Here is a 19,390-nt window from a genome sequence, read left to right as displayed (position 1 = left end):
CCTTATTGTCCTCCCAGTCTTGAAAAGTATTCTATGATGTCTTCCCATGTCTTGAACGTTTCGGAGCCAAACTCCAAGAGGGTGGCCATTGTATCGCCTTCTTTCTGCTGACTGATGAGGTAATCGCCATAAAGCAGGTCGCGACGGTAAGTGTAAATGGTATGGTGCCAGGCGGGTACGTTGATGTGCTCTGTCAGCCAACTGCTGATGTCCTCTGTCCCGACGAAATAAACCTGATAGTGCTCAATCAGCATGCGTATGGCTTTCTGGACGGACGAGAGGGGTTTCTGGTAGTGATCCAACAGACATTCTATACCTATATATATTATAGGACGCTCACGTTTCTCTTGAAGATCGTCAATCCAACGGATGACGGGAACTACGCTGTGCATGAACGAACGGTCGTTCATGCGGTGCTCACCGTGGAAGTGGAGTGCATTGGGGTAGACTTCGTGAAACATGTCGAAGGTGTCGACTGTGGTGTCTTCGTCGCCAAAGAGTCCGTAGACACGTTGACGGTCTTCGTCCGTAATGCCTTCGAAGCGATGTTCCGACTGGTCTTTGTATTCCTTGACCAATGCCTTGTCCACGTAGAATTCCTGAACGCCATCCAGACGAGGGTTCTGGAACTGCTGTGTACCTGTCATACCGTGCGCCTTCATTGTCTCGCCCATCTCTAAAGCCGGATTGACGCAGATGCGGTCATAGCCTCGCAGTTGTTCGGCATACATGCCTCCCATCGAGGTTCCTATGATGAGTGATGGTTGCTCTTGTTGGCAGATGTTTTTTAGCAAGTCAATAGCTTCTTGCGGCTTGACGGGCAGGTCGGGAGCAATTACCTTGGCCTGTGGCATCACTTCACGCAATCGGGCAACGGTGCCTGACTGACCACTGCTGGCAAAGCCGTGACAATATAACAACGTCTTGCCTGCCATCAGTTCAGGATACTGCTTGATATATGGATTCTCTTTTGTCATGAGTGCAAAGTTACTGCTTTTTTTTGAAACATTGGAAGAAAAAGAAGGAATTTGTATGGCTTTTTGCCAGATGCCTATACAAAAGAAAAAGATGCTTTCCTTTTGTGTTTTTCTCAATAATTGTGTAACTTTGCACACAATAAACCTAAGAACAATGAAAAAGTCTGTCATTCTGTTGCTTGTTGTACTCATGGCGCTTGTTGTAAGTGCCCAGTCGTTGCGTAACCCCGTAATCCCCGGTTTCCATCCAGACCCTTCAGTCTGCAGGGTAGGCGACGATTTCTACTTGGTTAATTCTTCATTCCAGTATTTCCCTGGTGTGCCCATTTATCATTCCAAGGACTTGGTGAATTGGGAACAGATAGGTAATGTTCTGGACCGCGAGAGTCAATTGCCCTTGAAGGGCACCTCTTCATGGTTGGGTATCTATGCTCCCACCATACGCTATCATGAAGGAACCTACTATATGATAACCACCAATGTAGGTAATGGCGGCAATTTCATGGTGACTGCCAGTAATCCTGCAGGCCCGTGGAGCGACCCTATCTGGCTTGAGCAGCAAGGCATCGACCCTTCGTTGTGGTTTGAAAATGGCAAGTGCTATATGGTCAGCAACCCTGACAATGTCATCATGCTTTGTGAGATAGATCTCAAAACTGGAAAACAGCTAACGGCGAGCAAAGCATTGTGGCGCGGAACAGGTGGTCGCTATCCTGAAGGTCCTCATCTCTATAAGAAAGATGGCTATTACTATCTGTTAATCTCGGAAGGTGGTACCGAGTTGGCTCATCGGCTGACGATAGCTCGTAGCAAGAAGATTGACGGTCCGTATTTGCCCAATCCCCATAACCCATTGTTGACCAACTGCTCTCTGGCAGGCCAGACAATGCAGATTCAGGGAACAGGGCATGGCGATTTCGTCGACGCTGCTGATGGCAGTTGGTGGATGGTCTTCCTGGCTTATCGTAACTATGGAGGAGCATACCATCATATCGGACGCGAGACTTGTCTTGTACCTGTAGAGTGGAAACGTGGACAATGGCCCATCGTCAACGACGGCAAACCGGTCGATACCCTGATGCAGGTAAAGACACTGGCTCCGCAGCAACCTTGGCGCCATCATACGCATACCGTATTTAATAAAGGTACGTTAGGGGCTGAGTGGGTATACTTGCAGAATCCTATTGTCGGCAACTATCAATTTGACGGTCTGCTGTGGATGAAGGCACATGGCACGCTGACCGAAAACCAGCAGCCTACCTTCTTGGGACGTCGCCAGGAAAGTGCCCGTGTGGTGGTTGAAACTGAGATAGATACAGAGCAACTCGACTTTGGCACAGAGGCAGGTCTCACGGTCTATCAGATTAACGACGGACATTTGGACTTGACGTTAGAGAAATACCAGACAGGCTCGGTGGCTGTCAAGATGAGATATCAGGTAAAATCGTTGCAAGGCGAGCAGATGGGCGAAGACTCCGGTCTATTGAAAGGAAAAGTCCGTTTGCGAATAACTTCAGACGGAAAGCATTACCTGTTTGAATATGCACAAGCTGGTGGTGATTGGAAACAAGTTGCCAGTCACGAATGCTCGCTGGTCAGTACTGAAGTGGTGGGTGGGTTTACTGGCGTCACCCTCGGCATGTTTGTCGAAGGCGAGGGTAGGGTAGCCTTCCGTTATTTCGATTATACCGAAAAGTAATGATTTTTGCGTTTTTACTTGGTCATATAAAATAAAATGTGTAATTTTGCGTTAAAATACTAAAATATTAATCCGTTAAACTATAAAGCATTATGAAAAAGTATTTAGCAGAAATGGTGGGCACCATGGTGCTCGTACTGATGGGTTGCGGCGTTGCTGTCAGCCTGGGTTGTAATCCTATTAACAACATTCCCGCTGTGGTGGGTACTGCCTTTGCCTTCGGTCTGGCTGTTGTCGCTATGGCCTACACCATTGGCGGTATCTCAGGTTGCCATATCAACCCCGCTATCACGCTGGGCTGCATCATCGCCGGTCGCATGGATGCCAAGGAAGGATGCATGTACATCGTGTTCCAGTGTATTGGCGCCTTCATCGGTTCGCTTTTGCTCTACATACTGACAGCCAATGTTCCTGGACTGGAGGGAACGGGTGCTAACGACCTTCAGGCTAATGTCAGCATGCTGGGTGGCTTGTTGGCTGAGATTATCTTTACCTGTGTCTTCGTACTCGTTGTATTGGGCGCAACAGCCAAGACCAATGGCGCTACCAACAACTTCGCAGGTCTGGCTATCGGTCTGAGCCTCGTATTGGTTCACTTAGTATGTATCCGCTATACCGGTACTTCTGTCAATCCTGCTCGTTCTCTGGCTCCTGCTATCTTCCAGGGCGGCACGGCATTGGCAAACCTCTGGATCTTCATCGTTGGCCCATTTGTCGGTGGCGCACTTGCTGCTTGCATCTGGAAACTGATAGAACCTGCAGAGAAATAAATCGAATTGCAACATTTAGTTTGCATTTTCCATAGACACGGATTACATAGTGTCACGGAAAAGTTTAAAATCCGTGAAAACTGTGTAATCCGTGCCTTATTCTTTTTTGTTTTCAAAAAGAATTGCTTATCTTTGCAGTCAGATAAATTTTTAACTAACAATAAAAAGTAAACAATTATGGTAAATTACAAAGATTTGGGTCTTGTCAATACCCGCGAGATGTTCAAGAAGGCCGTAGCCGGTGGCTATGCTATTCCTGCCTTCAACTTCAACACCATGGAGCAGATGCAGGCCATCGTTCAGGCTGCTGTTGAAACAAAGTCACCCGTTATCATGCAGGTGTCTAAGGGTGCTCGTAACTATGCTAACGCAACAATCCTGCGTTACATGGCTGAGGGTGCTGTAGCTTATGCTAAGGAACTGGGTTGCGAGCATCCTGAAATCGTGCTTCACCTGGACCACGGTGATAGCTTCGAGCTCTGCAAGGATTGTATCGACATGGGCTTCTCTTCTGTCATGATTGACGGTTCTTCACTGCCTTATGAGGACAATATCGCACTCACCAAGAAGGTTGTAGAGTATGCTCACCAGTATGATGTAACTGTTGAGGCTGAGCTTGGCGTGTTGGCCGGTGTTGAGGATGAGGTTGTTGCTGAGGAGTCTCACTACACCAAGCCCGAAGAGGTTATTGACTTCGCTACCCGTACAGGTTGCGACTCATTGGCTATCTCTATCGGTACTTCTCACGGAGCTTACAAGTTCAAGCCCGAGCAGTGCACTCGTGATCCGAAGACTGGCAAGCTTGTTCCTCCTCCCTTGGCATTCGACGTTTTGCACGAGATTGAGAAGAAACTCCCTGGATTCCCCATCGTACTCCACGGTTCTTCATCAGTTCCTCAGGACGAGGTGGATACTATCAACAAGTTTGGTGGCAACCTGCCCGATGCAGTAGGTATCCCCGAGGAGCAGTTGCGTGAGGCTTCTAAGAGCGCAGTTTGCAAGATTAATATTGACTCTGACTCTCGTTTGGCTATGACTGCAGCTATCCGTCAGTATCTGGCTGAACATCCTGATCACTTCGATCCTCGCCAGTATCTGAAGCCCGCTCGTGAGAACATGAAGAAGATGTACATCCACAAGATTGTCAACGTTCTGGGTTCTGACGGCAAACTCGCCTAATCTCTTAGCGTTGCTATAACAAAAAAGCAGATTCTATTAAGGAGTCTGCTTTTTTTTGTTTTCGTTATTATTGTAGTCGTTTGAAAGCTTGTGGAAGATATTGAATGATGTCACTGGCTATCAGACTTTCCTCTCCAAGGGCTTGTGCGGCCAAATCACCAGCAAGCCCATGCAGGTAAACTCCTACGATGCAAGCATCTTGTTGCTTGTAGCCACGAGCTAGGAGGGCGGTGATGATACCAGTCAGAACGTCTCCGCTTCCAGCTGTTGCCATACCGGCATTGCCTGTTGGATTAAACAGTACCTGACCATCGGGCATGCAGATGGCACTATAGCGCCCCTTGACAATTACATAGCCTTGTATGCGTTCTGCTAGTTTTCGTGCTTTTGTCAGTCGTTCATAGCTATCGGCGGAGTGTCCTTCCAGTCGGTCGAACTCTTTGGGGTGTGGCGTCAGGATAGTGCCCTTTGGCAACTGTTGTATCCAGGCACGGTGGCTGCCTAGGATGTTGAGAGCGTCGGCATCAGCCACAATGGGACATTGGGTGCGTCGGAGCTGAGCGATAACGGCAATGGCTGTCTGTTCGGTCTGTCCTAATCCAGGGCCGATTCCCAAAGCTTGATAGTCTTCTGCCTCTATGGCTTCTGCGAAAATGGTCTCGTCGTTGCCCATCTGAATAACTGCCTCTGGTACGGAGGTCTGCAAGATGGGAATGTTACGCTTGGGTGAGTTCACTGTGACCTTTCCGACACCTGCGCGAAGACAAGCCTTGGCAGCCAGGATTGCTGCTCCTGCCATACAATAACTACCCGCAATGAGCATGGCGTTTCCCATCTGCCCCTTATGGGCAAATGGAGGTCTTGAAAGGATTCGTGAACGCACGTCAGTTTCCTCGATTACCATAAAAGGGGTCTCGATGCGGTCGGTACCTTCTTGACTCAGTCGGATGTCCAGAATGCGCAACTGTCCGATGTTCTGTTGAAACTCAGGGAAGAGAAAAGACAATTTAGGCTGTTGGAGAGTCAAGGTCATCGTTGCACGGATGATGTGAGCGCGCACGTTATAGGTGTTGTCTTCCGTCATCAGACCTGAGGGTACGTCGATACTGACTACTTGCGCTAAAGAAGCATTGATGTATTTGACTAGAACGGCGAATCCGCCCGCCAAAGGCTTGTTGATGCCAGAGCCGAAAAGGGCATCAACCACCAACATGTTTTTCTCTAATACGGGTGGGTCAAACTCTTGGACGACTTCCACAAACGTATGGATGCGCTTACAATCCTCAAGACGTTTCTTGTTGGCTGCACACTCAGTGGATAGATGGCCGCTGATATTGAACAAGTAGACAGAAACTTGGTAGCCTTCCTCTGCTAACAAGCGGGCAACTGCCAGTCCATCGCCGCCATTGTTGCCTGGTCCTGAGAAGACGACAATGGGAGTTGTTGTGGGCCATATTTCCATAATGGAACGGGTGAGTGCCTTGGCTGCGCGCTCCATCAAATCAAGGCTGGCGATAGGCTCATGTTCGATGGTATATTTGTCAAGCTCATGTATCTGAGCACTGGTAAAAATCTTCATGATGAGTGCAAAAATACGAAAAATATGCTAATTGTTGCCTATTCTTTGCTAAAAATTTAGTAATTTTGTGCCAAATTTCATTTTTTGAACCATGAGCATAGTGAAAATCAAGGATAAAACGTTTCAAACGTCGATATCCGAAGCTGAGATTAAACAGCGTATCAAAGAGTTGGCTAAACAAGTAAGCCACGATATGGAAGGCAAGAACCCGCTTTTCCTTGGCGTATTGAATGGATCGTTTATCTTTGCGGCAGATTTGATGCGTGAGATGACAATACCTTGTGAAATATCATTTGTCAAGTTGGCTTCTTATCAAGGAACAACATCAACAGGCAAGGTGAAGGAAGTCATTGGCATCAATGAAAACCTGACAGGTCGTAGCGTCATCATCGTGGAAGACATTGTTGATACTGGCGCTACGATGAAGCAGATGGTCGAGTCTTTGGGAACTCGCAATCCTGCTTCAATAGATATATGCACGCTCTTTGTTAAACCAGATAAGCTGAAAGAGCCTCTGGACATCAAGTATGCGGCTTTCTCTATTCCCAACGACTTTATCGTTGGCTATGGACTGGATTACGACCAGCAAGGCCGCAATCTGAAGGAAATTTTCACACTCGTAGAAGAATGAGACAAATCAAACTACCCCATTTGCCCAGTGATGTAGAGGCGCGTCAAAGCGACCTCTTGACGGACTTGTGGTATAAAAACGGAAAGACAACCAATATTAAACAAGACATTAAAAAGGTAAAAATCAGGATGAAGAACATCGTAATTTTTGGTGCTCCCGGTTCAGGAAAGGGAACACAGAGTGACCTAATGATTGAGCACTATGGCCTGGGACATATTTCTACAGGCGACGTGCTTCGTAACGAAATCAAAAAAGGTACAGAACTAGGTAAGACAGCCCAGAGCTACATTGACAAAGGAAATTTGATACCTGATGATTTGATGATTAGCATTTTGGCAAAAGTCTACGACTCCTACGGACGTGGCCACAAAGGTGTCATTTTCGATGGTTTCCCCCGCACTATTCCGCAAGCAGAGGCTTTGAAGAAAATGCTTGACGAGCGTGGTGACAAGGTGGCAGCAATGATAGAGTTGGATGTTCCGGAGGATGAACTGATGCAGCGACTCATCAAACGTGGTCAGGATAGTGGACGTGCTGATGACAATGAGGAGACTATCAAGAAACGCCTTGTCGTGTATCATTCGCAGACACAACCCCTTATCGAATGGTATAAGAAGGAAGGGTTGCATTATCACATCAACGGACATGGTACGCTTGAACGTATCTTTGGGGATATTCAGCAGGTAATAGATCATCTGTAAATGGAAAGTAATTTCGTAGACTACGTAAAAATCATGTGCCGTTCGGGCAAGGGCGGACGGGGATCAATGCATCTTCGTCATGTGAAGTATAACCCCAACGGAGGCCCAGATGGTGGAGACGGTGGCAAGGGTGGTAGCATCATCTTGCGTGGAAACCACAATTACTGGACGCTGTTGCACCTGAAATATGAGCGGCATATCTTTGCTGAGCATGGAGGCAATGGTGGTAAGGACAAGTGTCATGGGACTGACGGCAAGGACATCTATATCGATGTGCCTTGTGGTACGGTGGTCTACGATGCAGAGACAGGAAAGTATGTATGTGATGTGACCTATGACGGTCAGGAGATAGTCCTGCTAAAAGGAGGTCGTGGAGGATTGGGCAATTTCCAGTTTCGTTCTGCTACCAACCAGGCCCCTCGCTATGCTCAACCTGGTGAGCCGATGCAGGAGATGACTATCATTTTAGAGTTAAAACTCCTGGCTGACGTCGGACTGGTAGGCTTTCCAAATGCAGGAAAGTCGACTTTGCTATCTTCACTCTCCAATGCTCGTCCAAAGATAGCAAACTATCCTTTTACCACAATGGAACCTTCGCTCGGAATAGTAGGCTATCGCGACAATAAGTCTTTTGTGATGGCTGACATTCCTGGTATTATTGAAGGCGCGTCTGAAGGAAAGGGGCTCGGACTTCGTTTCCTGCGTCATATAGAACGCAACTCGCTTTTGCTTTTTATGGTACCAGGTGATACGGACGATATCAAGCGTGAGTATGAGATCCTGCTTAACGAATTGCGTCAGTTCAATCCTGACATGCTGGATAAGCATCGGGTGCTGGCTATCACGAAGTGCGACCTGTTAGATGATGAACTGGTAGAGATGTTACGTGAGACACTGCCTGATGATTTGCCCTGCGTATTTATATCTGCCGTTGCCAACAAAGGGTTGGATGAGCTGAAAGACGTGTTATGGCGTGAACTGAATGCAGAAAGTAATAAGTTGGCTGCTGTCATGGCAGAAGACACACTCGTTCACCGTGATAAGGATATGACTCGTTTTGCCGACGAATTGGCAGAAGAGGGTGAGGACGAGGATATTGAGTATATCGCTGACGATGAGATAGAGGATATTGAGGACTACGAGGACTTTGAATACACAGAGGATGAATAGTCCCCAACTCACATATTATCATTTGGGTGCGGGTGTGACGGCTTTCAGTACGACACGCCATGGAGGATGCAGCAAAGGAAACTATGCTGCATTTAACATCAATGGCTACTGTGGTGATGATGAGTTGCATATTGCTGCTAACAAGGTTGCGCTTTGTGGTTTATTGGATATATCGTGTGATCATCTGGTGATGCCTCATCAGGTTCATGGGACAGAGATTCGTCGTATTGACGAGCCCCCGCATGAGACGATAGAGGGTGTTGATGCATTGATGACCAATGTTCCTCAGTTGTGCATCGGAGTCTCTACTGCCGATTGCATCCCCATATTGCTTTACGACCCTCGACACCATGCCGTTTGTGCTGTACATGCTGGGTGGAGAGGAACGGTGCTGCGTATAGTGCAGAAAGCAGTAACTGCTATGGGAGAAGCCTATGCAAGTGCTCCTGCCGATTTGCAAGCTGTTATTGGACCAGGCATCTCACTCGATAGCTTTGAGGTGGGTGATGAGGTCTACGACCAATTTGCTGAGGCGGGCTTTGACATGTCGTTAATCAGTAGACACGAAGCCAAATGGCATATTGACCTGCCTGTTTGTAACAGTCTTCAGCTGATAGAAGCTGGAGTGCCTATGGCGAACATCCAATTGTCTGACATTTGTACCTATCAGCAGTATGATCACTATTTCTCTGCGCGCCGACTGGGTATCCAGTCAGGGCGTATCTATACAGGAATCCTATTAAAATAACGAATGATATGATGAAACGACGCCATCTCTTTCTTTCTATGGTTCTGACTCTGACGTTGTCAGCGTGTGCACAAACGAAGTTCACGGCTCTAGAACAACAACAGATAAGCATACAAGACCCAACGCTTTTTGAGCAATATGAGGCTTTCACGGTCGATTTCGGAGCTATGCGAGACAAGGATTATTCGTTTCCGTTGCCCGTTGGTAAGGCTAAGATGGGTACGGATAATAATGTAGAGATAGAAACCACGAAGGGGGATGCTGTTAAGGCAATGTTCGGTGGTGTGGTGCGTCTGTCTAAGAGCATTTCTTCTTTTGGCAATGTCATTGTTGTTCGTCATGACAATGGGTTGGAAACGGTTTATGGTAATAATGCTGAGAATCTTGTCAAGTCAGGTGACCATGTGAAGGCTGGTCAGACTATTGCCATAGTAGGAGGTAGTAATGGCCGTTACTATTGTGACTTCGCCATCATGGTAAACGGTAGCCGTATTAATCCGGAAACCATCATCAGTCTGGAGAGTCACCGCCTTCGTAAACAGACCCTGCTTTATGAGAAGACTTCTTCTTGGAAGGTGAAAATCAGTGTGCTGCGCGGACCTCGTTTGGAGGAGAGCAATACCGCCGCCAGTCAATGGTGGTGTTATCCGCTGGCAGGTGCCAAGGTCATCAGTGGCTATGGACGACGTGGAGGGCGTTCCCATTCAGGAGTTGATTTGAAAACCAAACCTAATGATGAGATCCGTGCTGCCTTTGATGGAGAAGTCGTCTTTTCTGCCAAATATGCTGGCTATGGCAACTTGATTCGCATATTGCATGGTAATGGCTTAGAGACTTATTATAGTCATAATTCTAAGAATTTGGTAAAGGTGGGTGACAAGGTGAAGGCTGGTGATGTGATAGCCTTGACGGGGCGAACAGGTCGTGCTACAACAGAGCATTTACATTTCGAGACCCGCATCAACGGTAAGGCTTATGACCCCTCCCGATATTTCGATCATCAGAAGCACACCATCCGTGAGAAGGCCTTCCATAAGACTCGAAATGGTTATGTTGTAAAGCGATAGAATTAATAAAACAAAAACCGGGGCTGCTCTGTGAACAGCCCCGGTTTTTTGTTATCGTTTTGCTTAATTGAATTTCAGAATCTGACCTGGTCTCAGCTTGGAGTTCTTCTTCAGATGGTTTAGCTTCATAATGGCGTCAACTGTTGTGCCGCGCTTATGAGCGATGGAATAGAGTGTTTCTCCACGCTTCACCTTGTGGAAACGGCTCTCTTGTACATAGGAAGCCTCTGGTGCTGCTGTTGCCAATTCAACATCCTCGTCAAGGTCGTTGCCAAAACTCATACCGCTTACGCCACGGAGGCGATTGGCCACTGCTGACTCACGCTGGTAGGAGGACTTATGGAAGACATAATAGTCGTCAACGACATCCTGATTGCGGAAGTCAAACATAAGTGCGGGATTGAGGGCTACACCGCAAAGACGCGTCTCAAAATGCAGGTGAGAACCTGTACTGCGTCCGGTGTTTCCACCAAGTCCGATGGGGTCTCCGGCACGCACCTCCTGGTCTTCCACTACCAATTGCTTGGACATGTGAGCATAATATGTCTCCAAACCATTGTCGTGGCGAATGACGACATATTTTCCATATCCTCTGCCTTCATAGCGTACGACACGCACTTTACCTGCGAACGCAGCACGAATGGTGTCGCCGATGTATACTTTGATATCCAGTCCCTTATGCTGGCGTCCCCAGCGTGCACCAAAGTTTGAAGTCAGCACTCGGCTAGTGGTTGGCATACAGAAATTTTTCAGCGAGATACGGAAAGAGTCTGGCAACACTGTTACATGACTGTGAGCATGCATGTTGTCCCAATCTTCGTAAAGGTCGGCAGATGGATTTTCGAGGTTATCAAAATCAATGAGTCTTTGCAATGCTACGCTATCAACAGCTTTCATTCTGCGGTCTACTGGAGCCTGGTGTGCCAACAAGTCTTGTCCCATCATCGGGAGTGAACTCATCGAAATCATAGCCAGCAATGCAAAAGTCTTAATTTTCTGAATCATAAATTGTCTTTAGTTCTATTACTTATTAGGTTCTATGAACTTGCGGTGCAAGATTATGTAGTCAGTTCTTTCAAGGAAAAAGAACGTTGCAAAGGTAATAAATATTTTCCGAAAACATATGCGGTTAACACTCTTTATGTGTAATTTAACACTTTTATTTATGAAATTACACCCCAGTTGATGTTCGTTTTCCGAAGTTCTCGCAAGTGTTTCCATAGCAGATCGTAGCGCGGACTCTCACAGGTGGGATCGTCATCAATGATGGCTTGTGCCTCATCGCGAGCTATCTGTACGAGTTGTCCATCACGGGCTATGTCTGCTATTTTCAAATCGAACGCCATTCCGCTTTGTTGGGTACCTTCCAGGTCGCCAGGACCTCGCAGTTTCAAGTCAGCTTCTGCTATGCGGAATCCATCGTTGGTCTCGCACATGATATCAATCCGCTTTTTGGTGTCCTCTGCCAGTTTGTAGCCTGTCACCAAAATGCAGTATGACTGGTCGGCACCTCGTCCTACGCGTCCCCTGAGCTGGTGGAGTTGGGAGAGTCCGAAGCGCTGTGCTTCAAGGATAACCATGACGGAGGCATTAGGCACGTTGACACCCACCTCAATCACCGTTGTAGCTACCAGAATCTGAGTCTCTCCACTGACGAACTTCTGCATCTCGGCTTCCTTGTCGGCAGGTTTCATTTTACCGTGGACTTTACTGAGGTGGAATTCGGGGAAAACTTGCTTCAGTACCTCGTAACCCTCTTCCAGGTTTTTGAGGTCAATTTTCTCGCTTTCCTCGATAAGTGGGAATACGATATATACCTGACGACCTTGGTGAATCTGGTTGCGGATACTGTCGTACAATGAAGGCAAAGAACGGTCGAAAACGTGTTGCGTCACAATAGGTTTGCGACCAGGAGGCAGTTCGTCAATAACGCTTACGTCCAAGTCGCCATAGAGTGTCATTGCCAGGGTCCGGGGAATGGGAGTCGCCGTCATTACCAGTACGTGTGGCGGATTCTGGCTCTTGCTCCATAACTTTGCCCTTTGGGCTACCCCGAAACGATGCTGTTCGTCTACAACCACCATTCCTAAGTGGGCAAACTGTACGGTATCTTCAATGACGGCATGGGTGCCAACTAGTATCTGTACAGTACCATCCAGCAGGCCGTCGAGGATTTCCTGTCGCTTCTTTCCTTTTACAATACCAGTCAAGAGTGCAACGCGGATATCCATCCCCTTCAAGAAATCCATGATAGTCTGCAAGTGTTGTTCTGCCAGGATTTCCGTAGGTGCCATGATACAGGCTTGGTAGCCGTTGTCCAAAGCAATGAGCATGGACATCAACGCTACCAATGTCTTACCCGAGCCTACGTCGCCTTGAAGCAGTCGGTTCATCTGTCGTCCGCTACCCATATCCTTGCGGATCTCACGGATGACGCGTTTCTGGGCTTCCGTCAGTGAGAATGGCAGGTTGTTATGGTAGAAATCATTGAAATGGTCGCCGACTTTGGAGAAGACATATCCTCTGTATTTGCGCCTTTGGTCGCTGGCATATCTTAATATGTTCAGTTGAACGTAGAAGAGTTCCTCGAATTTCAGACGGACACGCGCTCTTTCAAGTTCTTTGGTGTTCTGAGGATAGTGAATCTTACGTAGAGCCTCGTCGCGTGACACGAGGTACAACTTTTGGGTGATGAAGTCGGGTAAAGTCTCGGGCAGCGGTTCTTTCAATACCTCGAGGAGCGTCTTGACAAGACGTTCTATGGCGCGACTGTTGAGGCCCGCCTTCTTCATTTTCTCCGTTGTGTTGTAATAGGGTTGCATACCCATAGCCGATAGTTCCAGCTTGTCGGCAAGGTCAATGTCGGGATGTGTCACATTGATACGTCCGTTGTAGACATTGGGCCGTCCGAAGATAATATATTCCTTGCCGATGGTGTAGTTTTGCTTGGCGTATTTCCCTCCGTTAAACCACGTGAGGTCCATCACCTTACCACTTCCGTCCGTGAAGTGGGCTACAACACGCTCCTTGCGGGCACTCATCTTAAACGTCTCGAAACTCAGGATATGGCCCTTGACCTGCACGAAAGGCATATCGCCCGTCAGCTCGCGGATACTGTAGAGACGACTGCGGTCAACGTGCTTGTAGGGATAGTTCTGCAGTAGGTCGCCATACGTCATGATGCCCAGCTCCTCGCCCAGCATCTTCTTGCGCTGAGGCCCAACCCCAGGCAGGTATTGTATGTCTTGTTGCAGGATGTCTGTCATGCTATCAGTGCTTCCGCTATCTTCAGGTCGTAAGGTGTGGTGATCTTGATGTTTTCGCGGTTGCCTTCGACGAGGGTGATGTCGAAGCCGTAAGCTTCGACCACAGAGGCGTCATCGGTAAAGCCGTCGTTATAGGGCTGGCGGTTGGCGGCCTTGAGCAGTTGGATGTCGAAGCATTGCGGGGTTTGTACCAAGCGGTAGTCATCACGAGGAACGGTAAAGGAGGTCGCGCCTTCCAGCTGACGAACCGTTTCCACGACGGGAATAACGGGGATGACGGCCTTCTTCTCGCGTGCCGTCTCGTAGCAGTTGCGGATAACCTCGATGCTGGGAAAGGGGCGCACGCCATCGTGTACACCTACGACGCCCTCGGCATCATCTGGAATCAGGGCTAAGCCATTCTGAACAGAGTGGAAGCGCGTCTCACCACCATCGGCCAGGAGGTAAGACCCTCCCCTGACCCCTTCCTCAACGGGGAGGGGAAACTGGTATTGCTGACAGAGCTGCCGCCAGTAGTCCTGTTGTGCTTTGGGCAACACGAGGATAATCTGCAGGGTAGGGGAGTACTCGCGGAACCTTTCAAGTGTCCGCATCAGCACTGGCTTGCCACCAACGGGCAGGAACTGCTTGGGGATGTCGCTCCCCATGCGCAGCCCCTTGCCGCCTGCAACTATAATTACATAGTCTGTCATTTCTTTACTCGTCTAAAAGATGTTGGTGCAGTATTGAGCCACTTCTCATTCGTCCAGGTCACTGTATCGCAACCGCCGATGGTTCCTGGTGGTGTGCACCAGTAAAGGGATAGTTCTTTTTCGTTCAGCTGGATAATCTCTCGGGGGACACACACGTCAGGGTGCATATGGTTCCCGTGGATGATGTAAGTCCCTCGTTTAACTTTCCCAACCTTCGACTTGTCAAATCTGCTTACTTTCCCGTTTGCCAAATAGTATGGAGATCTAACAGTATATGACTTTGTCTCCCCCTTACGATCTTGAAAAGTGCGTACACTGATTTCTTCTGTGTCAGTATAAGAAACGACCTCTTTTGAATACTGGTGACCTTCGTGAAATTCAAGGTTTACCCATTTGTTTCGTTTCAGTTCAGTCATAGAGTATGTTCGCCGTCCTTCGTGTGGCTGGGCTACACACTCGGTGAAGAATGTGATGAATAGCAAAACAATAGTAATGACTATCTTATTCATTGAGTGCTCCTTTCTAAAATCAGGCCATCAGGTGTTTGAATCGCATACCCTCGGCAATCTGGTCAGCGGTCTTCTTGTCAGCCAACTGAGCCAGCAACTCATAGGCAAAGGGGAAAGCAGCTGCAGGGCCTTCACCCGTAGTGACGTTCCCGTCCACCGTGAACAGTTCACCCGTGTATGTTGCATCTTCCAATGCTTGTTCGAAGCCAGGGTAACAAGTGGCTTTCTTGCCCTCCAAAATACCTAACGGAGCGAGTACTACAGCAGGTGAAGCACAGATGGCTGCCACTTTCTTGCCTGCCATATGCTGGTCGACGATAGCCTTGCAGACACCCTTGTGGTCAAACAGGTTTGACGCACCCGGCATACCGCCAGGCAGGAACAATAGGTCGGCATCCGAGAAGTCGCCTTGTTCAAACATGATGTCAGCCTCGATATTTACTCCGTGAGCAGACCGAACCAACGGGAAATCGCTGATGCTTACCGTAGTTACGTCAACACCACCACGACGCAGGACGTCGATGGGAATCAGGGCTTCAACATCCTCAAAGCCGTCAGCTAAGAATACATATACCTTTTTTGCCATAGTCGTTTATTTTAATTGTTCAAGATATTGCTTGATAGTTTCCTGCAAGCCCAAATAAAGCGCGTCGCAGATAAGCGCGTGACCTATGGATACTTCATCTGTCCAGGGAATCATCTGATGATAGTAGGCCAGGTTCACGAGTGACAGGTCGTGACCTGCATTCAGTCCCAGACCTACGCGACGAGCCTCGTCGGCAGCAGCAATGAAAGGAGCGATAGCATGCTCTCGATTGGCTTGATAACCAGAGGCATAGGGCTCCGTATAGAGCTCTACACGGTCGGCTCCACACACTTTGGCACCTTCCACCATTTTGGGGTCGGCGTCGACAAAGATACTCGTACGGATGCCTGCAGCTTTGAATGTCTTGCAGATATCCGTCAGGAACGAACGGTTCTCTATGGTGTCCCAACCGTGGTTGGAGGTCAGCTGGTCGTTTCCGTCAGGAACCAGTGTTACCTGCGTGGGAATAACTTCCAGCACCAGTTCTGTGAATGAGTCGATAGGATTGCCCTCAATGTTGAACTCCGTCTGGATACGAGGACGGAGGTCGCGCACATCTTGGTAGCGGATGTGACGCTCGTCAGGTCTTGGATGAACGGTAATGCCTTGAGCGCCAAACTGTTCTGCGTCGAAAGCGACTTTGAGTACATCCGGATTGTTGCCCCCTCTGGCATTGCGTAAAGTGGCAATTTTATTGATGTTTACACTTAGTTTCGTCATTTTCTTACACGATTTGATTAGTTTTCTTGCTGCAAAGATACGATTTTTTTCTTTTTTCTTGCTACCTTTGCTGAATAAAATTCAGCGAAAGTACGCTCGCTCGACAAAAAAAGAATAAATATTCTTTGTTTTGTTCTCACTTAATCGTACCTTTGCAGCAAAAATTGATGCTTATGGCCTCACGAAAACTTCGTTTCGCCGTCTTTGGCAATGTGTATCAGCCGAAGAAGTCGGCTTCCATTCAAACCCTGTTGACTTGTCTTGCAGCAAGACACGCCGAGGTGTTCATTGAGCGCGAGTTCTATACTTTTTTGACAGCACGACAGCAATTGCCTGTAGGTGATGTACAGGTGCTTGACGAAAAGCATCTTGAGGCCGATTTCGTCATTTCGATGGGAGGCGATGGAACATTCCTCCGTGCTGCCAGTAAGGTAGGTAGTCGTCAGGTTCCCATCCTGGGCATCAATATGGGCCGATTGGGTTTCCTGGCTGATGTTAACGCACAAGAGATAGAGCGGACCATCAGTGCCTTGTACGAAGGCGACTACACGGTGGATACCCGTTCTGTCATTCGTGTGGAGACGGATGGAAAACCTTTGCAAGGCTACGATTGTGCTCTGAACGATGTGGCTATTCTGAAGCGCGACAATGCTTCGATGATTTCGATTCATACCACGATTAATGGAGACTATCTGACGACCTATCAAGCTGACGGACTGATACTTAGCACTCCGACAGGTTCGACGGCCTATTCCCTTTCCAACGGTGGCCCCATCATCGTTCCTGGCACCCATGTCTTCTCGCTGACTGCTGTGGCTCCTCACTCGCTCAACGTGCGCCCTATTGTTGTTTCGGAAGATTCGGAAATCAACCTGACGGTAGAGAGTCGTACGCATAACTTCCTAGTAGCTCTCGACGGACGCTCTGAGAATTTGCCTGAGTCTACGCGCCTGACGCTTCGCAAGGCTCCTTATCGCGTGAAGGTTATCAAGCGTGCGGGAACCCGCTATTTCCACACTTTGCGCGAGAAGATGATGTGGGGTGCTGACCAGCGTAAATAACGTTTTCATACCTATATTCTTTACCTATATCATGAGTTCTGACGCTTGCATATAGGTATTTTTTCTCCTTACTATACCGGGAATCTTATATTGCAAAGCCTGAAATCTACATTGCAAAGCCTGAAATGTACATACCAAAGCCTGCAATATACATACCAAAGCTTGCAATTGAAAAAGATATTCTAGGCAAAAGGAAATGCGATAAGGGGTTGTTAGATAACACTTGGATGCCCGTCTGTCACCCCACAGGCTCCTTTTATGGATTTAATATATAAGGTGGAAATGTTAAATATGCGTTAAAACGAAAAATAATGCCGAAAAAATTTGGAGGGAACGGATATTTATCCTACTTTTGCAGTGTACTATTAAAGTAGTACACCGATACACGATGAATTTTAAACGTTAGCATTATGATAGAAGTAAAGAACATCTGTTTTAAGTATGCTGGTCAGAAAGACCAGGTATTCGATGATTTCAGCCTGGAGTTGAAGCAGAACAATATCTATGGATTGTTAGGCAAGAACGGTACGGGCAAGTCGACGCTGCTCTATCTCATCAGTGGTCTGCTTCGCCCCAAGAAGGGCAGTGTGTGTTTCGATGGTGTTGAAACCAAGTTGAGAAAACCGGAGATGTTGAGTGAGATATTCATCGTGCCCGAGGAGTTCGACCTGCCTGCGATGTCGCTCAGCGAGTATGTCAAGATTAACCGTCCGTTCTATCCCCAGTTCAGTATGGAGGTGTTGGAAGGTTGTCTGCAGGATTTTGAACTCTCCACCGACCTGAAGCTGAATGCCCTCTCGATGGGTCAGAAGAAGAAGGTGTTCATGTCGTTTGCACTTGCTACGAATACCAAGCTCTTGCTGATGGACGAGCCCACCAACGGACTTGACATTCCCTCGAAGAGCCAGTTCCGCAAGGTCATTGCCCAACATATGACGGAAGACCGAACGCTCATCATCTCCACCCATCAGGTGCACGATGTGGAGTCGTTGTTGGACCATATCCTCATCCTCTCGCCCCAGAAGCTGTTGCTCAACGCCTCGGTAGCCGAGATTCAGGAGAAATATACCTTCGAATATCGCACCCCCGCTGAGATGGATGATGCCCTCTATGCCGAACCCTCGTTGCAGGGCAATGCCGTCGTAGCGCCCCGCAAGGCCGGTGATGCTGAGACGCAGGTCAACCTGGAACTGCTGTTCAATGCTGTCAACGAAGGTAAGATTTAGCACTACGAACTATACGAATACGAATTGTTATGATACAGTTTGATATACACAGATTCGGAAAACTGGCAAAGTGGTCGCTGGTCAACGACAAGAAGTACCTCATCAAGAGCTTCTTGCAGGTCTTTGCCGTCTTTGTGTTCCTATTCCTGTTCTTCACCTATGTGATGAGCCGGGAGTCGGTGCGTAGCAGTATCAATGCCTATGAGACCAGCTCCATTGCTGTGATGATCCTGTTTGGAGTCACCTGCGTGGTGGGCTCGTCGTTTATGTTCTATAGCATGGAGGGCAAGCATGATATGCAAAACCTGATGATGCTGCCTGCCTCCAATTTCGAGAAATACCTGATGCGCTATGCCTCGTGGATACTCCTGTTGCCCCTTTATCTGGTAGCGTTCTTGGGAGCCGACGTGTTGCAGTATGTGGTTAATCTGATGGTGGGTCATGAGCACGTCACCTTCGTCACCTCTACGCTGGTGGACAGTCTCAGTCGTTTGTTCCAACTGGAAGTACACAGCCATCTGCGCCATACGTTCCTGAATTCCGTGTTGTTGCTCGCCATCTGGTTCCATTCGCTCTACGCCCTGGGAGCCACCTTCTTCCGCACCCGTAAGTTCAACTGGGTACCGACCACCATCGTCATCGTCCTGCTGAGTATCATTCCTAACACACAGGTGTCTGTAGCGGAAGCAACCACTACAGATATAATCATCACCGACCTCGTGGCCCTCTGCTGGACAGCTCTGAACTTCTGGTTGTCTTATAAGCTCTTCTGCCGTCAACAGGTCATTGGTAAATTCATTAATTGGTAA

18 protein-coding genes are annotated in these 19,390 nt (G+C 48.1%); 11 read left to right on the top strand and 7 right to left on the bottom strand.

What is annotated here, in order from left to right; all coding sequences use genetic code 11:
- Positions 1-2: 2 nt before the first annotated feature.
- The gene (locus BLU47_RS06460; protein ID WP_091960052.1) at positions 3-977 is read right to left on the bottom strand and encodes a YqiA/YcfP family alpha/beta fold hydrolase; all 975 of its coding nucleotides are present in this window, start codon (positions 975-977) and stop codon (positions 3-5) included.
- A gap of 154 nt (positions 978-1,131) precedes the next feature.
- Between BLU47_RS06460 and BLU47_RS06455 the strand changes: the two genes are divergently transcribed.
- The 3 genes from BLU47_RS06455 to BLU47_RS06445 all read left to right on the top strand — a co-directional run bounded on the left by BLU47_RS06455 (position 1,132) and on the right by BLU47_RS06445 (position 4,625).
- Entirely contained in the window at positions 1,132-2,676 is a 1,545-nt protein-coding gene (locus BLU47_RS06455) for a glycoside hydrolase family 43 protein (RefSeq protein ID WP_091960049.1), read from the top strand.
- Between the two features lie 92 nt (positions 2,677-2,768).
- Positions 2,769-3,446, top strand: a complete 678-nt coding sequence (locus BLU47_RS06450) for an MIP family channel protein (protein ID WP_091960046.1) — start codon at positions 2,769-2,771, stop codon at positions 3,444-3,446.
- A gap of 177 nt (positions 3,447-3,623) precedes the next feature.
- Entirely contained in the window at positions 3,624-4,625 is a 1,002-nt protein-coding gene (locus tag BLU47_RS06445; RefSeq protein ID WP_091960044.1) for a class II fructose-bisphosphate aldolase, read from the top strand.
- 67 nt (positions 4,626-4,692) lie between these two features.
- On the opposite strand, the gene BLU47_RS06440 is transcribed toward BLU47_RS06445, so the two are convergent.
- Positions 4,693-6,204, bottom strand: a complete 1,512-nt coding sequence (locus BLU47_RS06440; protein WP_091960041.1) for an NAD(P)H-hydrate dehydratase — start codon at positions 6,202-6,204, stop codon at positions 4,693-4,695.
- 91 nt (positions 6,205-6,295) lie between these two features.
- Here BLU47_RS06440 and hpt point away from each other — a divergent pair, with 91 nt between their 5' ends.
- From hpt to BLU47_RS06415, 5 genes are all read left to right on the top strand, one after another.
- The gene (gene hpt, locus BLU47_RS06435; RefSeq protein WP_091960039.1) at positions 6,296-6,835 is read left to right on the top strand and encodes a hypoxanthine phosphoribosyltransferase; all 540 of its coding nucleotides are present in this window, start codon (positions 6,296-6,298) and stop codon (positions 6,833-6,835) included.
- A gap of 128 nt (positions 6,836-6,963) precedes the next feature.
- Positions 6,964-7,536 (top strand): adenylate kinase, encoded by a 573-nt coding sequence (locus tag BLU47_RS06430; protein WP_091960184.1) that lies wholly within the window; start codon positions 6,964-6,966, stop codon positions 7,534-7,536.
- Positions 7,537-8,706, top strand: coding sequence for a GTPase ObgE (gene obgE, locus BLU47_RS06425; protein WP_091960037.1), 1,170 nt, complete (start codon positions 7,537-7,539; stop codon positions 8,704-8,706).
- Entirely contained in the window at positions 8,699-9,454 is a 756-nt protein-coding gene (pgeF, locus tag BLU47_RS06420) for a peptidoglycan editing factor PgeF (RefSeq protein WP_091960034.1), read from the top strand. Before obgE ends, pgeF begins: the two co-directional genes overlap by 8 nt.
- A gap of 8 nt (positions 9,455-9,462) precedes the next feature.
- Positions 9,463-10,521, top strand: coding sequence for a M23 family metallopeptidase (locus BLU47_RS06415; protein WP_091960032.1), 1,059 nt, complete (start codon positions 9,463-9,465; stop codon positions 10,519-10,521).
- Between the two features lie 63 nt (positions 10,522-10,584).
- Here the strand turns inward: BLU47_RS06415 and BLU47_RS06410 are convergent, their stop codons facing one another.
- The 5 genes from BLU47_RS06410 to BLU47_RS06385 all read right to left on the bottom strand — a co-directional run bounded on the left by BLU47_RS06410 (position 10,585) and on the right by BLU47_RS06385 (position 16,294).
- Entirely contained in the window at positions 10,585-11,526 is a 942-nt protein-coding gene (locus BLU47_RS06410) for a M23 family metallopeptidase (protein ID WP_091960028.1), read from the bottom strand.
- Positions 11,527-11,684: 158 nt separating this feature from the next.
- Entirely contained in the window at positions 11,685-13,787 is a 2,103-nt protein-coding gene (recG, locus tag BLU47_RS06405) for an ATP-dependent DNA helicase RecG (protein ID WP_091960025.1), read from the bottom strand.
- On the bottom strand, positions 13,784-14,479 hold the full coding sequence (locus BLU47_RS06400) for a 2-C-methyl-D-erythritol 4-phosphate cytidylyltransferase (RefSeq protein ID WP_091960022.1): 696 nt from the start codon (positions 14,477-14,479) through the stop codon (positions 13,784-13,786). Before BLU47_RS06400 ends, recG begins: the two co-directional genes overlap by 4 nt.
- 528 nt (positions 14,480-15,007) lie before the next feature.
- Positions 15,008-15,574: a DJ-1 family glyoxalase III gene (locus tag BLU47_RS06390; RefSeq protein ID WP_091960017.1), complete on the bottom strand. Its 567-nt coding sequence runs from the start codon at positions 15,572-15,574 to the stop codon at positions 15,008-15,010.
- Positions 15,575-15,580: 6 nt separating this feature from the next.
- Entirely contained in the window at positions 15,581-16,294 is a 714-nt protein-coding gene (locus BLU47_RS06385; protein ID WP_091960014.1) for a pyridoxine 5'-phosphate synthase, read from the bottom strand.
- 173 nt (positions 16,295-16,467) lie between these two features.
- On the opposite strand from BLU47_RS06385, the gene BLU47_RS06380 reads away from it, so the two are divergent.
- The 3 genes from BLU47_RS06380 to BLU47_RS06370 all read left to right on the top strand — a co-directional run bounded on the left by BLU47_RS06380 (position 16,468) and on the right by BLU47_RS06370 (position 19,390).
- Entirely contained in the window at positions 16,468-17,355 is an 888-nt protein-coding gene (locus tag BLU47_RS06380; protein ID WP_091960012.1) for an NAD kinase, read from the top strand.
- Between the two features lie 410 nt (positions 17,356-17,765).
- Complete coding sequence (locus BLU47_RS06375; protein ID WP_091960009.1) at positions 17,766-18,581, top strand: ABC transporter ATP-binding protein; 816 nt, start codon at positions 17,766-17,768, stop codon at positions 18,579-18,581.
- 29 nt (positions 18,582-18,610) lie between these two features.
- Positions 18,611-19,390 (top strand): hypothetical protein, encoded by a 780-nt coding sequence (locus tag BLU47_RS06370; RefSeq protein WP_091960008.1) that lies wholly within the window; start codon positions 18,611-18,613, stop codon positions 19,388-19,390.

It is taken from the genome of Prevotella sp. tc2-28 (assembly GCF_900107705.1).
Lineage (GTDB): Bacteria > Bacteroidota > Bacteroidia > Bacteroidales > Bacteroidaceae > Prevotella.
Note: the sequence above shows the minus strand (reverse complement) of the source record. Positions and strands in the feature narration are given on the sequence as shown.